Here is a 14889-nt window from a genome sequence, read left to right on the forward strand (position 1 = left end):
TGGAAAACAGCGGCCCAACGGCTCGAACGATTTTGTTCGGCCGCGCGAATCAGCGCGCGGTCGGACAAATCGGGCGAGGCGCTCCGCGCAACTCGCCGTTCGGGCGCGCGCAGCGCGACGCGAACAATTATTATACTGGATCGGGTTATTCCTTCGATTTATGGTTAATGATATTATATTTTAACCAAAAAAACAAATAGTTATGAAGGAAAATCTTATTGACTGCCGTAATTGATCCGTAATTATACAGAATCCGTATATTATAGGCAGGACCTTATGTGAGTCTGCTTTCACGAAAGCTATACCCATGTCAGGCGGGACATGACGACAGCACCGAAAAGCCCACTTGATCTCCTCCGGGAAGGATCACCCAAATCCATTTTTTTCTGCCCCTATTTCTGCCTCCTGGGATGAGAGGTATGACCGGGCGTGAGCCGGGTGAGGGGGCGAATCTGACAAATCCCAATCCTACCAGCGGGCTTTCGGCTTGTGCCAGGGATTTTTCCGGGCTACTTCTTCCCTAAGCTCCGTTCCCCAGCCCGGCCCCGTTGGAATCTTCATGTAACCATCCTTAATCTCCGGCAGATGGGTAACGAGTTCCTCCCTCAGCGGAACGTCATCGACATCAATCTCCAGGATCCGGACATTGGGCAGCACGGCACAGAGGCTCGCGCTGATGAACGTCGATAGATGACTGTAATAGTTATGGGGCGCGACGTTGAACTCAAAGATCTGGGCGAGGTCGCCGACTTTCTTGGACTGACTAAAACCCATCCAGGCGGCATCCACCATGAAAACATCGGCACATCGTGCCTGGAAATAGGGAAGATAGTCCTGCATGTAGATCTGGTTCTCGCCGGTGCATATCTTCGTGCTCGTCGAGTCCTTGATCTGCCGGAGGGCTTCCGGATGGTACATGTCTATCTCCAGCCAGAGCAGGTTATAGGGCTCCAGGTTCTTAGCGATACGCATGCAACTCTCGGGCTTAAAGTTGAAATTCAGGTCGAGGCAGATGTCCACCTCCGGTCCCACCGCCTCCCGGAATGTACCGATCAGGGTCTCAATATGCTTCAGCATGCTGTTGGACGCCACCTGATCCGTGGATTCAGCCCGGCCCAAGCCTCCTCCAAAGCCGTCGAAATGCACGCGGGCAGGATCTCCCGGGAAGACGATGTTGGTCTTGAGAGCGGTATAGCCCCTGCGGACAACTTCCTTCCCAAGCTCCGCAATATCGCCCATGGTCCTTATGGGGGGAGTTCCCATTTCAGGATACAGCGCCCTCGTCGTGCCGCAATGAGACCAGTATAATCTTACTTTGTCCCGGGTAGGACCGCCGAACAACTCCACCACCGATATGCCCAGAGCCCTGGCCTTGATGTCCAGGAGCGCGAGCTCGACACCGGCGATGGCCTTGGCGCGGATTCCCAGCGGTTCGGCAATCGCACGGCGCGACATGTCCCAGAATCTCATCTCGTAGGCCCTCGGGTCTGTGCCAATGATGACAGGCTTCAGGTCCTCTATGGCGCCTGCCATGGCAAAAGGGCTCCGGGAAACACTGCATTCACCATAGCCGGTAATACCCTCGTCCGTCTCGACCTTGACGAAAATCCAGGGTCGCCAGCCTGCATCCACGATGAAGCTTTCCACGTTGGTGATCTTCATTTTCTTTCCTCCCTGGGCGAAAAATTCTCCAGCTATGTTAGTTGGACCTTTCGGGCTTCGACTTGCGGATTTTCTTAAAAGACTAATATCCCTTCTGCTTATCCACCGCGTGCAAAAATTTCTTCCCTGCCAGATAACGCCTTAGGTTCTCGCAGAACACCTCCGTCGCCCGCAAATCATAATCCGGCATTTCTCCGGAAACATGGGGGCTGAAGATTACATTGGGAAGGGTCCAGAACTTACTTTCCGGCGGCAGCGGTTCGGCAACGAAAACATCCAGGCCGGCTCCGGCGATCCATTTCTCTTCCAGGGCGCGGATGAGCGCTTCTTCGTCCACGATGGCCCCGCGGGCCACGTTGATCAGGAAGGCCTCCGGTTTCATGGCTCGCAACTCCTTCTCTCCGATCATTCCTTTTGTTTCGGCGGTCAAAGGAAGGGTGAGAACCACGAAGTCGCTCTCCGCAAGCAGCTGCGGCAACTGCTCCCGGGGATATAAAGCATCCACATACCGGCTCTGCCCCGTCTTTTTGGCCGACCGGCGGGTACCGATGACCCGCATGCCGAAGGCTTTGGCAAGACGGGCGACCTCCCGCCCGATGCTACCCAGGCCTACAATCCCTATGGTTTTGGAGTGCAATATCTGGGGGGTAAAACGTTTCCAGCGCTTTTCCTGTTTCTGTCGAAAACACTCCGGGGCCTGCTTCACGATCATGAGCATCTGCTCCAGGACGAACTCACTGATCGGTATGGCATGGAGGCCGCTGACGCAGGTTACGGCTATCGGGCTCCGCAGAATATCCTCCGGCAGGCGGTCCACGCCGGCGGACATCACCTGGAGCCATTTCAGCCTGGGGGTCCGGGCCAGGAAATTTCTGGGCAGATGGTGGATCCATCCATAGAGGACTTCCGCCTGGGCCAGGCGAGAATCCAGTTGCTCTTTGGCAGAAGTATCTCCCTTTCTTTCACCGACGATCATGGCTGAAACACTTTCCACTTTGATTTTGTCGCTGACAGCGGCCATGCGCTTCAGCAAGGCCTCATCGATCGGGGTCGTCACAACGACATCTACCGCCTGCATGGGCACCTTCCTTTCATTGGTTCTGTAAGCAGGAAGTATAATGGCGCCTGATCCACTTGTCAAGGAAATGGGGGAGCGGGAATGAGGGATGGGGTGAGGTCATAGAAGCTTGCCCAGTTTATCAGCCACACCGTACTCCTCTAAGAGCCAATGGCGACACGGCAACCTTACCGGCCCTTCCATTTCGGCTCGCGCTTCTGCAAGAAAGCAGAGATTCCCTCTTTTAAATCTTCACATTGGGTATTCAAGGTAAGCTGTGACTTGAGGTACTCGAGGGCCGCACTGAACTCCATGTCGGCAATGGCGTAGAAAGACTCTTTGCCGAGCCCCATCACTGCCGGGCTGAAGGAGGCGAGTTTTTTGGCCATCTCTTCCACTCGGTGCTTATATGCGGCCTTGGAGACGCAGTCATTGATCATTCCGATCCGCTCCGCCTCGGCCGCAGGGATCCGGCCACCGGTCATGCAGAGTTCGAGGGCCTTCTTCCGGCCCACATTCCGGATCAGCACAGCCGTGACAATATAAGGCCAGAGGCCCCGCTGAATTTCCGGCAAGCCGAACTGGGAGTCGTCGCTGGCGATAACCAGGTCAGCAGAAAGACAAAGCCCTAGCCCACCAGCCAGGCAGTAACCTTCCACGGCGGCCAGGATCGGTTTCTGGCAGCGATTCATCTTGAGCAGGAGACGCGCAAAATTGCCCCTTTCCTCGTGCTGGTCAAGGAAGGATTTATCCGCTGAGAAGCTCCCGGCCAGGTCCGCGCCCGCGCAGAAGGCTTTTCCTCCAGCCCCTGTGATCACGATGGCTCCGACCTCGCTGTCCTTCACTCCCTGGTCGATCATCGAACTCAGGCCGGAAATGACGTTAGCATTCAGGGAATTCCGCGCCTCGGGGCGGTTGATGGTTATTGTGGCTACCCGATCCCTGCCCTCCCAGAGCACTTCATCGGTGTGGCTCATCTTCGTTTCCTCCTCTCCATTTATCTCAACGGGCGCGTATGCCCAGGATTTCCCTCGCCTCGGACGGGCTGGCAACCTCGCGGCCCACCTCCCGCGCGATCTTCACCAATGTTTCCACTAACTGGCCATTCGTTGTGGCCTTTTCCCCGCTGGGCAAATAAAAGGTATCCTCAAGGCCGGTTCGGGCGTTTCCTCCGAGCTCCAGGCAGCGGCGGTGCAGCGGCCATATCTCTTCCCGCCCTACGGCGATTACCTGCCAGTGGCTGCCGGGAGGCATTTCTTCGATTAAAAGCGGCAGCCACTCTGGCTTTGCCGGCATTCCGCTGGCCACCCCCATCACCAGAGAGATGTGAGCCGGGCCAGCGAACATTCTGTTCTCTTTGTACAAGCCCACGCTGCGGACAATTCCGGTATCGAAACACTCGAACTCCGGGACAATGTGCTTGGCCATCATCACTCCCAGAAATCTCTGGACCTTTTCCACAGGGTTGTCGAAAAGCATGGGAGGCCAGGCCCACTGCCCGTCTTGGCGAATTTTCAAGTAGTTGAGGGATCCCGCATTGCAGGCGGCCATCTCCGGCTTGAACTGCTCGAGACAGGCCAGAGGCCCTGAAATGTCTGGCCCTGGCACGCCCGTGCTCATATTGATCATGAGCTCCGGAACCCGCTCTTTGATTGCCGCAAGAATCTTCCCCACCGCTTCCAAATCCCAGGTGGGGAGATGCCCCTTCCCAGGAGTTTGATTGCGGAAATGGCAATGGACGACCGTGGCCCCGGCATGGAAGGCCTGTTGAGCGTGATCAGCCATCTCTTCTGGGGTCACCGGGACATGGTGAGCCAAGGGATCAGTCAGCACACCGGTTAAAGCACAGGTAATGACAGCTTTTTGCTTCGGGTTCATTTCCCCCTCCCTAGGCCCCCTCACCCTTCCTCGTTCAGGTCGGCGGTGTCCCGTGGAATTTCGCCCTTCGTGGCAACTTTTCCCGCTTGTTTTTGGTGATCTTAAGAGCTTCGATGATTTTTATGCGTGTATCTTTTGGCTCAATGATTTCATCCACCACCTGCGCGGTCCAGCTTTTGGCCGCGGCGAAAACATCCACCTTTTCCCGGGAGCGGTTTAGGTAGCCTTCCTTGGCATCTTCTTCGCTTCCCTGTCCATCGGCCTGACGCCAATCGAAGGTAGATGCCTGGACCGCAAGCCTAACAATCGGCCAGGCGTAGCACAAATCTACCCCCAACCCTTTCACTCCCCCCATAATCAGGCTGCCAGCATCGGCGTAGGCTTCCCTCAAGATCACACTGATCTTCGGAATTGTGGCCGTAGCGTAAGTATCGAGTATTTTTCCAAAGTGGCGAAGCAGCCCCTTTCCTTCCTGATCTTCTCCGGGTACGAGGGGGGGGGTATCCACAAGATTCACCAGGGGAATATTATAGGCATCCAGCACCTGAAGAAAGCGATAATACTTATCGCAGGAATCAATGTTCATAATACTCCCAGGCTCTTGGGGGTTATTGGCCACTAGCCCAACAGCTTCCCCGTCAAATCGAACAAAACAAGTGAGGAGATAGGGGGCGTAGGTCTCTTTAATTTCAAAATATTCCCCATCGTCAACCAGCACCTTAATGACCTCGTGCATGTCATAGGTAAGATCATATTGATCGGATACAATATTGAAGAGACTTTCTACCTCGCGCTCCGGACTATCCGTTGGCTTCTTACTTGGAGGGTTTTCTCGGTAGTTGGAGGGTAGATAGCTTAAAAGCTGGCGGGCTTTTTTAATCGTCTCTTGATCGTCGCTCCCCACCACATCACAGGTGCCGCTGTAGGCCATATGGTAGTCCGCGCCTCCAACCTCCCTTCCGATCTTCTCCGAGGTCGCCGCTTCGGTCATTCTGGGGCCACCCAGCCAAAGGTTAGCCGAGACTCTGCTCATGAGCAGAAAATCACAAAGGGCAGGAGCATACGCCTGGCCAGCAATACAGGGTCCCATCAAAACATTGATCTGAGGGATTAAACCCGAATACCGGGACTCGAGGGCAAAGTACCAGTCCAATCCTCCGGTGGGGACATCCCGATAACCCAACCGCCCTCCGGAAGAATCCAATAGCCAGACCATGGGGATTCCCCATCGGGCAGCCAGGTGAATCAACTGGGCACACTTTTGTAAATGCTGGATCCCAATGGACCCTCCGTACACAGTAAAGTCACTGGCGTAGACAGCCACGATCCGGCCATCGATCCGGGCCGTCCCGATGATGGCACCGTCGCAGGGAGCCTCGGATTTCTTGCCATCAATCCTGGTTCCGGTCGTCCCCACGCAGGAACCGAGTTCCTGAAAAGTGCCCCGGTCAATGAGGTAATCAATCCTTTCCCGGGCAGTCATTTTGCCCCGGCTGTGCTGCCTCTCGATCTGTTCCAGACCTCCACCTAACAGGTTCTTTTGGTGAAGCTCCTGGAGCCTTTTGATGGCTTCATTCATGCGCTCACCCATCTTTGCACCTCTCGAGAAAGTTCAGGCGGGTTTGATCGAACGTTTCCTGTCGGGTAATTCCTCGCGCTTGTTGACCAGTGCCCTGAGGGCTTTGATAATTCTGGGGCGAGTATCCCGCGGGTCAATCACTTCGTGGACGGTATAATAAGTCGTCCAGAACTTGCCCAAGGTCAGGACACTGAACTGTTCTTTCAGGATGTTCAACAGGAAGTTATAAACCTGTTCGTATCTCCCTTCCTCTTTGGCCTTGGCCAGCTCTTTATGAAAGACAGCATGGATCACCGTCTCAGGCCCGGTGGGGGCAAATTCCGTCGTCGGCCACCCATATATGAAATCGGGGAACATGGCGGAACAACCCATCACAATGTTCGCTCCACCATAGGAGCGTCTCAAAACAACCGTAATCTTAGGGCAAGTGATGTTGGCATAGGAATGTAATAATTTTGCTCCATGACGGATCACCCCCAATCTTTCCCATTTGTCGCCGGGCGGAAAAGCAGTGGTGTCCACCAAATTAATCTGGGGAATATTGAAAGCGTCCAGGAAATTCATAAAACGGTCGTATTTGTCTGAGGAATCCGGTTCAAGAATCCCGCTCAATTCATCCGGATTATTGGCCACAAGCCCGCAGACCTGATTGCCAAAGCGGCAGAAACCAGTAACCAGATGGTTGGCAAAGTTTTGCTTCAGTTCAAAAAATTCTCCGTTGTCCACCACACGTGCGATAATCTCATGGATGTCGTAGGTAAGCCGGGGATCGTCGGGCATGATATCCAGCAGATCTTCTTCTCTTCTTTCCGGGTTATCGCCCATCTCCACTACCGGTGGCTTTTCCCAGCAGTTCTGGGGAAGGAAGCTCAAAAGCTTTTTGGCCTGGGCGATGGCATCTTCATCGCTTGCGGCGATCAGGTCACACTGGCCGCTTTTTTCCATATGGAACTCGGCTGTCCCGGCATCATCAGAGTGCTTATCTCCACCCAACCAGAGAAACCCGGTCTGGCGATGGATAATCGAAAAATCCGATAGTACAGGCACAACCGCAGATACTCCTATACAGGGCCCTAAAACAAGCGAAATTCTGGGGACAATCCCGGAGATCAGGGAATAATTACGGAAAAACTGGGCAAGTCCGTTGAGGCCGATGTCTCCTCCCTTGAAGCTGAGCCTTTCTCCAGCCGAATCGATGATTCCAATCAGGGGCATCTGCATCTGCCCGGCCATCCGAGCCAGATCAGCCAATTTCCAGGCTGCCTGATCGCCCAATGAGCCTGACATGACCGTAAAGTCCACTGAATACAGGATCACCGAACGGCCACTGACTCTGGCAAAACCGGTGATGATTCCATCATATGGGCTCGGCCTATCCTTGCCGTCAAAGGGTTGACGATGATCTCGGACCAGAGAGCCGATCTCTTCAAAGGTCCCCGGATCCGCAAGCTGGTTGATTCGTTCTCTGGCGGTGAGTTTCCCCAGACCCTGTTGAATCTGGGTACGCTCTTGTCCCCCCCCTTCGAGGCTTTCTTTTTGCAGTTTGGCAAATTTGGCGAGATAACCATCCATCCATTTTCCCATAATTATCCTCTCCTTAATCTTTGGGAAAAACGGTTTTTTCCGGTAAGCACACTTAGAGCGGTATTAATTAAAACTACTTGATCTTAAATATATTTCCTGGCATACTGACGGCTATCTTTTTTAATTCACTGTAATATAGAAGAATATTAATGATGTGTCAAGGCAGATGAAGGGCTGGCCCACCCTCATTTTTAAAGGTTGCGTTTTCATTCCAGGTGGTACGCCGGTCCGGGCGGGAAGAGCGCCTGGCTTGGCAAAATGAGGCAGCATTCCTTCGTAAACAAAAGTGGTTCTAAAAAATGAGGGTGGACAAGGGATGAAGGGTTGATCCGTCTGGACCAAGTAAGGAAGCTGAAATCCATGTTCAAGATATCTTGAGGGAGGGGTTGAGAGAGATGAGTAATCAGTCAAGTGCCACCAAAAGAGTCGAAGTGAGAGCGCCCATGTCTGGAATTTTTTATCGAAAACCCGCTCCGGATCAACCCCCTTATGTCGAAGTCGGGGATATGGTGGGGAAGAAACAAGTGCTGGCTCTTTTGGAAACGATGAAAGTTTTTCAAAAGATTAAATCCCCGGTTTCCGGAAAGATATTAGAAGTTGTCCAAGAAAATGAAGTCCCGGTAAAGGACGATGATGTATTGTTTGTGATCGATGCCCAATCGTAAGGAAGAAAATCCATGTTCTCAAAGATGCTTATCGCCAACAGAGGAGAAATTGCCGTCAGGATTATAAGAGCCTGCAAAGATTTGGGGATCAACACCGTGGCTGTTTATTCCGAAGCAGACCAGAATAGTTTACACGTTCGCCTGGCTGACGAAAGAAGGTGCATTGGTCCGGCGATAAGCAGCAAGAGTTATTTAAACGTTATGAGCATTCTCGATGCTGCTAAAGCCACAAAAGCTGAGGCCATTCACCCCGGCTACGGATACCTGGCAGAAAATGGGGAATTTGCCCAGGCCTGTGCCCGGGAGGGTTTTGTGTTTATCGGCCCTACCCCTGAAAACCTGGCTTTAGCCGGCGATAAGATCAACGCCAAAAATATCGTAGAAAATGCCGGGGTTCCCGTTATTCCCAGCAGCCGGGGAGGGATCGGTAAACTCGAAGAAGCATTGCGATTCAGTCAGGAGATTGGCTACCCAGTAATGATCAAAGCATCCGGAGGAGGCGGCGGCCGGGGAATAAGGATTTGTGCCAATGAAGAAATCCTGCGCGGAGAGTTTTCCGTGGCCAAGATGGAAGCCCGAGCCGCCTTTGGAAATGACGAAGTATATATTGAAAAATGTATCTCAGAACCAAGACACATTGAATTTCAGGTGCTGGCAGATCGGCGGGGAAACATAATCCATCTTGGTGAACGGGAATGTACCATCCAGAGGCGCTATCAGAAACTTATCGAGGAATCCCCATCCCCGAGACTCACCCCGCCGTTGCGCCAGACGATGGGGGAGATGGCCATTGCGGCCGCCAGAGCGGTCAAATATTTTAACGCGGGCACTGTGGAATTTCTCATGGATCAGGATGGCCGTTTTTATTTTATGGAAATCAATGCCCGAATCCAGGTCGAGCACCCGGTCACAGAATTGGTGACCGGAGTTGACCTGATCAAAGAGCAGATCAGGCTATCATCCGGCGAAAGCCTGGGGTATTGCTATGAGGATTTAAAACCGAGAGGGTGGGCTCTCGAATGCCGGATCAATGCGGAAGATCCGGACAAAACCTTTTTACCATCTCCTGGAATCATAAAAGAATATCAACCTCCAGGGGGATTTGGGGTCAGGGTAGATACCCATCTTTACCAAGGTTACGAATTGCCCATGTATTACGATTCCTTAATCTGCAAGCTCATCTCCTATGATCTTACCAGGGAAGGGGCCATCAAAATCATGAAAAGAGCCCTCGAGGAGTTTACGATAAAACCCATTAAAACGACCATCCCGCTTTATCTCAAGGTCATGGATGACCCCTTTTTTGGGCAGGGTATATTCAGTACCCACTTTATCGAAAAGTTTTTGCCAGAAGACAAGGAGGAGAAGGAAAATTAACGGCGGGTGAATTTGGGGTACGTGTAATTTGGGGTCACCCATTTCTATTTCTTAGGATTTGCCCCGCGATGGTGTTAGCGGGAAACTGACTTCAAAAATGGTTTCACCCTGTTGAGAGGAATAAACGAAGGATGCGCCATAGCGACGCAGTATCTCTCTGGATATAAATAATCCCAAACCTTGGTGTTTTCCTCCTTTATTGGTAAAAAAAGGTTTAAATAGGTTGGGTTTCGTATCTGCGGAAAATCCACATCCCGTATCTTTGATCACCACTTTTATCTGGTCATCTTTTTTTTCGGTAATCAGGGTGAGCTCTTTGCGGCTGGAGTTTTCCATGGCCTCAATGGCATTCTGGATTAGGTTAAAGAATCCTTGACTGAAATCCACATGATATCCCTCGAGGGGGGGTAAAGGGTCGGAGAATAGTTTTTGTGACCGAACCTGGTGTTTAAAAAATAAATTATGCTTTAGAAGGGAGAGTTCTTCCTCTAATAAGTCATTGAGTTGAATCATTTGGGGGGTATCCTGATCTTCATGGACCCCTTTTTGAATCAATCCCTCTACCATCGTTTTAAAATTATCGATTTGCTCCAGGCATTGTTCCACCTGATCTTGTATACCCGGTGGGATCCTTTTTCCTTCCTTGATTAGCATCCTTTCAAGCAGTTCCATTTGCATGGATAAAATCTGGATCGATCCGTTTAGGTTATGGATGACCCCTTTCACGAAGGTCCCCAGGGTGGAATATCGATACCTATCTATGAAAGCGGATAGGAGTTTTTCTGGCTCAAGATGAATGGAACTTTTTTTTGATGGCAATAGATTATCTGGCCTCACCGAGGCACTTCCTCTCTTGAATGAGGGACGTTTTTTACCCCTCAAGGGGAATCGATTCTTCAGCGAGGTGGATTGTTTTATTTATCCAGTTTTCTATACCATACTAGGGGAAAGGGATGCAACGATAAATCGGAGAAGCCTATGCCCCCCTATTAAGGACAAAAGACCGTGAGGTATTTAAATCGTTTAAGATTAAATTTTGGGTAAGAAAATTTTCGGGTGGGGCAATTTAAAAATAGCGAATTTGAAGGATAATATAAAGGATAAGGTATAGAATAGGGGTTGACTATTTTTTCAGTTCCAAGAGGGATTCTTTGATCATTTTTTCAGCCAGGACATCACTGGGGACATGATACTTCCCGGCTTCAATTAACTTTTTCAGGGCAGCCACCCGATCTACCCTTACATCCGGGGTTATTTTCAGGACGTAATAGATTTTTTCCATATCTTGCGGAAGCACTGAAAAAATTCCTTTATCTCTGAAGTGGGTTTGTTTTTTTCTTTCCTTGGTCATTGGAATCATCCGGCGGAATTGTTGCGTTCCCTTGTTTAATTATCTTTTCGGCAAGATTTGGAAAATACCTTAAACCTTTTTTGTTTAGAAAAAAATATCCATAAAACGTTGCCCTGGAGACTGCAGGTCAATGTTTTTTGATCCAAGGTAAAATTACTTTTTCTTGGTTCTTTTTAGTTATTGAGCTTTCTTGTTCCATGTCACCTCCTCTTCCAGAGGTGACATTATCACTGAACAATTAACCACTGACATAATCATAGAACATCCACACAGATTATTTTTCACCTTGACTATAAAAAATTTATCTATTATTCTAATTCATTAAGTTTCTTTTAGACCTAGAAGAAAAAATACATGTTCGATTCCCTGACAAATAAGCTAAATTCGGTCTTTAAAAGGCTCCGGGGCCATGGAAAACTCAACGAGCAGAACATCACCGAAGCCTTAAAAGAAGTACGCCTTGCCCTCTTGGAAGCGGATGTGAATTTCAAGGTGGTCAAGGAATTCATGGAACGGATCCGCACTCGTGCGGTGGGCCAGGAGGTTTTAGAAAGCCTCACGCCAGCTCAGCAGGTGATAAAAATCGTCCATGAAGAACTCACTTCCCTTATGGGGGGAGTAAGCAGCGGACTCAATCTATCCTACAAGACCCCCATTCCCATCATGTTGGTAGGCCTGCAGGGCTCGGGTAAGACGACTACCGTGGCCAAGTTAGGAAAGTTCCTGAAGGACAAAGGGCGTCGACCCCACCTGGTTCCGGCGGATGTACGTCGACCGGCGGCTATTGAACAGTTAAGAAAATTGGGCGAGCAAATGGGCATTCCGGTCTTCCAGCCGAATCCTCAAGAGGCTCCGCTCATGATCTGTCAAAAAGCTTTTCGTTGGGCGGAGGCTGAAAACGGCGATGTGTTACTAATTGATACAGCGGGGCGCTTGCACATCGATGAAGCCTTGATGGAAGAATTAAAGGAAATCAGAAGGGAACTAACCCCTCGGGAAATTTTACTGGTAGCCGATGCCATGACCGGCCAGGATGCGGTCAATGTGGCTCAAAAATTTAACGAAGCCTTAGATATAAATGGAGTGATCTTAACGAAACTCGATGGAGATGCCCGAGGGGGTGCAGCTTTATCGATTAAGGCTGTTACCGGCAAACCCGTTAAGTTTATTGGCGTGGGGGAAAAGCTGGATGCTTTAGAGATTTTTCACCCTGACCGTATGGCCTCGCGCATTCTGGGCATGGGGGATGTTCTTTCCCTGATCGAGAAAGCCCAAGAGGCCATTGACACCCAAAAAGCCCAGGAATTAGAGAAAAAGCTTCTCAAAGATACTTTCACCCTGGAAGATTTCCTGGAGCAGTTGCAACAAATCAAAAAGATGGGCTCCTTTGAACAGATCTTGTCCATGATTCCTGGGGTGGGTCGACTCAAGCTTCCCCAAGACCTGCAGGGAAGTGAAAAAGATCTGGTCAGGGTGGAGGCCATCATTAACTCCATGACCAAAGAGGAACGCCGGTCGCCAGAAATTCTAAACGGCAGTCGGCGCTTGCGCATCGCTAAGGGTAGTGGGACTACGGTTCAAGATGTGAATCAATTGCTCAAGCAGTACCTGCAGGCGAAAAAGATGATCCGGCAATTCAAACGAGGTGGGATGAAAGGAATTCCCAGGGGGCTGTTCTCTTAGTCAAGGTGGCTTGAGTTCGCTATCGAGAAGGTAGAGGCCGCAGAGCTGAAAATTCGGTTTTCGAACATAAGGAGTAAAGTCTTGAAGGAGGTGGCAAAAGAATAACATGGCAGTAACGATTCGATTGACGCGCATGGGGGCTAAGAAAAAGCCTTTTTACCGGCTGGTGGTGGCTGATTCGCGTTTTCCGCGAGACGGGAGGTTCATCGAGGTGGTGGGAACGTACGACCCGAATCCCAATCCTCCCGCCATCAACCTAAACCGGGAAAGGATTGATTCTTGGTTGAAACGAGGCGCTCATCCCACCAATACGGTAAAGAGCCTCTTGAAGAAGGCCGGACTAGCCACCCGTGCAGATAGAACGTCTCCAGCGGCCAACGAAACAAGCGAACCACGCGCGGAATCACCGGCATAAAGAATCTTTGGGCAATCACCCCGGTAAGGTTGATCTTCGGTGGCACAAAACCTGCGAAAGGCTAAGGGAGGGGTTTTATTCATGGGGAAAGGGGGCGAAGTTCTATGGAGATGAAAGATCTGATCGCATACATCGCGAAAGCCCTGGTTGATCACCCGGAGGCGGTAGAAGTCTCGGAGATAGAAGGAGAGCAAACCTCGGTGATCGCGCTTAAAGTCGCTAAAGATGATCTTGGGAAAGTGATCGGAAAACAAGGACGGACTGCTCGAGCCATGAGGACGATTTTAAGCGCGGCCTCGACCAAAGTCCGTAAAAGATCTGTTTTGGAGATTATCGAGTGACCTCAGCTACGGAAGAACCCCTGGTTTTGGTCGGACAAGTTGTCAAGACGCAGGGGATCAAAGGTCAGGTAAAAGTTGCTGCTTCCGGAGAAGGAGCTGCGGCCTTCCCGGTAGGTACCATCGTCTATTTGAAAAACGATAGAGGAATGAAGCAATCTTTGACGGTTGAGTCTTCCAGGCCCCACCGGCAAATGACGATCCTTGCTTTCCGGGAAGTGCAACGGATCGAAGAAGCAGAAGAATTGGTGGGATGTTCCGTCTACGTAGCGCCAGAAAATTTACCCGCCCTCCCCGCGGATGAGTTTTACTGGTATCAACTTCGTGGCCTGCAAGTGAAGACCGAAGAAGGAACTTTTTTAGGAACGTTGGAAGAAATCATGCCCACGGGGAGCAATGATGTATTTGTCGTCCGCAAGAATCATCAGGAATGCTTGATCCCAGCCACGGATGAAGTCGTAGTCCATGTGGACCTTGAGGGCAAGACCATGGTGATCCGGCCTCTGGAAGGATTGCTGCCCGAAGATGATCTTTGATGTCCTGACCATTTTCCCGGGGATTTTTACTTCTCCCCTGGCCGAGAGCCTGCTGAAAAAAGCCCTGGATAAAGGTTTAATTCAGATTCGGGTGAAAAATTTACGCGACTTCACCCAGGACAAACACCGGATGACGGATGATTACCCTTACGGAGGCGGGGCGGGAATGGTGATGAAACCCGAACCAATCATTCGGGCAGTGGAAGAGATAAAAACGAAAGAGCCGGAAGCCCAATCAGTCCTGCTTACTCCCCAGGGGGAACGGTTGGACCAAAAATTGGCCAGGGAGATGAGTGACCATAAACATTGGATTCTGATTTGCGGGCGGTATGAGGGGCTGGATGAGCGGGTGCGCATGACCGCGGTTGACCGGGAAATTTCCATCGGGGATTACATTCTCACCGGTGGGGAGATTCCGGCATTGGTGGTCATCGATGTAGTCAGCCGTCATCTTCCGGGTTTTTTGGGGTGTGAACAATCCGTTGGGGAAGATTCTTTTTCCCACGGCCTCTTGGAGTATCCCCAGTACACCCGGCCGCAGGTCTACCGGGGGATGGCTGTACCTGAAGTATTGATTTCGGGCCATCATGCCCAGATCGAGCGCTGGCGGCGGAGAGAATCTTTGCGCAGGACTTTTCTGCGGCGGCCCGACCTTTTGGAGCTGGCCAGCCTTTCCGAAGAAGACCAAGCGTTTTTAAGGGAATTAAAAAGCCAGGAACAGATCGTAGGCCAAGGTTGATTCTCGGCCCACCCGAGACCCATTC

16 protein-coding genes are annotated in these 14889 nt (G+C 51.1%); 8 read left to right on the forward strand and 8 right to left on the reverse strand.

All coding sequences use genetic code 11. The features are described from left to right. Positions 1–200, forward strand: a 200-nt coding sequence (locus Q7V48_05445; GenBank protein MDO9210179.1) for a hypothetical protein, incomplete at its 5' end; no start/stop codon positions are given. Positions 201–468: 268 nt separating this feature from the next. On the opposite strand, the gene Q7V48_05450 is transcribed toward Q7V48_05445, so the two are convergent. From Q7V48_05450 to Q7V48_05475, 6 genes are all read right to left on the reverse strand, one after another. Next, the gene (locus Q7V48_05450) at positions 469–1662 is read right to left on the reverse strand and encodes a mandelate racemase/muconate lactonizing enzyme family protein (GenBank protein MDO9210180.1); all 1194 of its coding nucleotides are present in this window, start codon (positions 1660–1662) and stop codon (positions 469–471) included. 82 nt (positions 1663–1744) lie between these two features. Beyond that, entirely contained in the window at positions 1745–2740 is a 996-nt protein-coding gene (locus Q7V48_05455) for a D-2-hydroxyacid dehydrogenase (GenBank protein MDO9210181.1), read from the reverse strand. Between the two features lie 167 nt (positions 2741–2907). Continuing rightward, complete coding sequence (locus tag Q7V48_05460; GenBank protein MDO9210182.1) at positions 2908–3696, reverse strand: enoyl-CoA hydratase-related protein; 789 nt, start codon at positions 3694–3696, stop codon at positions 2908–2910. A gap of 25 nt (positions 3697–3721) precedes the next feature. Beyond that, positions 3722–4597, reverse strand: a complete 876-nt coding sequence (locus Q7V48_05465) for a 3-keto-5-aminohexanoate cleavage protein (protein MDO9210183.1) — start codon at positions 4595–4597, stop codon at positions 3722–3724. Between the two features lie 34 nt (positions 4598–4631). After that, positions 4632–6188 carry a carboxyl transferase domain-containing protein gene (locus Q7V48_05470; GenBank protein ID MDO9210184.1) on the reverse strand — a complete coding sequence of 519 codons (1557 nt, stop codon included), beginning with the start codon at positions 6186–6188 and terminating at the stop codon, positions 4632–4634. 21 nt (positions 6189–6209) lie between these two features. Next, positions 6210–7760 (reverse strand): carboxyl transferase domain-containing protein, encoded by a 1551-nt coding sequence (locus Q7V48_05475; protein ID MDO9210185.1) that lies wholly within the window; start codon positions 7758–7760, stop codon positions 6210–6212. A 395-nt stretch (positions 7761–8155) separates the two neighbouring features. On the opposite strand from Q7V48_05475, the gene Q7V48_05480 reads away from it, so the two are divergent. Together Q7V48_05480 and accC are read left to right on the forward strand one after the other, a co-directional pair. Further along, positions 8156–8425 (forward strand): biotin/lipoyl-containing protein, encoded by a 270-nt coding sequence (locus Q7V48_05480; GenBank protein ID MDO9210186.1) that lies wholly within the window; start codon positions 8156–8158, stop codon positions 8423–8425. A 12-nt stretch (positions 8426–8437) separates the two neighbouring features. Next, a complete protein-coding gene (gene accC / locus Q7V48_05485) occupies positions 8438–9802 on the forward strand; it encodes an acetyl-CoA carboxylase biotin carboxylase subunit (protein MDO9210187.1) in 1365 nt (454 codons plus the stop codon). A 51-nt stretch (positions 9803–9853) separates the two neighbouring features. On the opposite strand, the gene Q7V48_05490 is transcribed toward accC, so the two are convergent. After that, positions 9854–10528: a HAMP domain-containing sensor histidine kinase gene (locus tag Q7V48_05490; GenBank protein ID MDO9210188.1), complete on the reverse strand. Its 675-nt coding sequence runs from the start codon at positions 10526–10528 to the stop codon at positions 9854–9856. A 397-nt stretch (positions 10529–10925) separates the two neighbouring features. Further along, complete coding sequence (locus Q7V48_05495) at positions 10926–11153, reverse strand: flagellar biosynthesis anti-sigma factor FlgM (GenBank protein MDO9210189.1); 228 nt, start codon at positions 11151–11153, stop codon at positions 10926–10928. Between the two features lie 354 nt (positions 11154–11507). Between Q7V48_05495 and ffh the strand changes: the two genes are divergently transcribed. The 5 genes from ffh to trmD all read left to right on the forward strand — a co-directional run bounded on the left by ffh (position 11508) and on the right by trmD (position 14864). After that, a complete protein-coding gene (gene ffh / locus Q7V48_05500; GenBank protein ID MDO9210190.1) occupies positions 11508–12836 on the forward strand; it encodes a signal recognition particle protein in 1329 nt (442 codons plus the stop codon). 106 nt (positions 12837–12942) lie between these two features. Next, positions 12943–13251, forward strand: a complete 309-nt coding sequence (rpsP, locus tag Q7V48_05505) for a 30S ribosomal protein S16 (GenBank protein ID MDO9210191.1) — start codon at positions 12943–12945, stop codon at positions 13249–13251. A gap of 110 nt (positions 13252–13361) precedes the next feature. Then, the gene (locus Q7V48_05510) at positions 13362–13592 is read left to right on the forward strand and encodes a KH domain-containing protein (GenBank protein ID MDO9210192.1); all 231 of its coding nucleotides are present in this window, start codon (positions 13362–13364) and stop codon (positions 13590–13592) included. Beyond that, positions 13589–14125 carry a ribosome maturation factor RimM gene (gene rimM / locus Q7V48_05515; GenBank protein ID MDO9210193.1) on the forward strand — a complete coding sequence of 179 codons (537 nt, stop codon included), beginning with the start codon at positions 13589–13591 and terminating at the stop codon, positions 14123–14125. Before Q7V48_05510 ends, rimM begins: the two co-directional genes overlap by 4 nt. Continuing rightward, the gene (gene trmD / locus Q7V48_05520) at positions 14115–14864 is read left to right on the forward strand and encodes a tRNA (guanosine(37)-N1)-methyltransferase TrmD (protein ID MDO9210194.1); all 750 of its coding nucleotides are present in this window, start codon (positions 14115–14117) and stop codon (positions 14862–14864) included. The genes rimM and trmD overlap by 11 nt, the downstream gene beginning before the upstream one ends. Positions 14865–14889: the final 25 nt, after the last annotated feature.

The sequence above is a fragment of the Deltaproteobacteria bacterium genome (assembly GCA_030654105.1).
Taxonomy (GTDB): Bacteria; Desulfobacterota; SM23-61; order SM23-61; family SM23-61; genus JAHJQK01.